Raw genomic sequence first — 677 nt, 5'->3', positions numbered from 1 at the left:
AAATATGGAAGTATTCCAGTACTACCCTTGGCTATTCGTTGTGTTTGCCAGTATCTTAGGTTTAATTGTGGGTAGTTTTCTTAATGTGGTCATTTATCGGCTACCTAAAATCATGGAATTAGAATGGCGCCGTGAATGCGCCGAATCATTCCCTGAATATAAGATTAAGCCACCTCAAGAAGTTTTGACATTAAGCGTGCCTCGCTCTTCGTGCCAAAACTGCGCGACGCCAATTCGTATTCGAGACAATATTCCTGTAATCAGCTGGCTATTGTTAAAAGGAAAATGCCATCATTGTCATACCGCAATTAGTCCTCGCTATCCGCTGATAGAATTACTCACTGCTGCGTGCGCTGGTTTTGTGGCTTATCATTTCGGCTTTAGCTACTTTACGGTTGCGTTAATCTTTTTCACATTTGTCTTAATAGCCGCGACTTTTATCGATCTCGATACTATGCTGCTACCGGACCAATTAACATTACCATTAACTTGGGCTGGCATTGCGTTAGCATTAACAGAAATAAGCCCTGTTAGTCTACAAGACGCCGTAATTGGTGCGATTGCCGGTTATTTGTGTCTTTGGTCAGTATATTGGGGTTTCAAACTGCTTACTGGTAAAGAAGGCATGGGTTACGGTGATTTTAAATTGCTGGCCGCCCTTGGCGCTTGGCTAGGAT

General features: G+C 42.8%; 1 protein-coding gene. It reads left to right on the top strand.

The genetic code is table 11. The annotated features are described in order from the left end of the window. Positions 1 to 4: 4 nt before the first annotated feature. Positions 5 to 677, top strand: a 673-nt coding sequence (locus tag R7O13_RS27435; RefSeq protein ID WP_318305270.1) for a prepilin peptidase, incomplete at its 3' end; no start/stop codon positions are given.

It is taken from the genome of Vibrio sp. Y176 (assembly GCF_033438945.1).
This window is presented reverse-complemented; position numbering and strand designations above follow the sequence as displayed.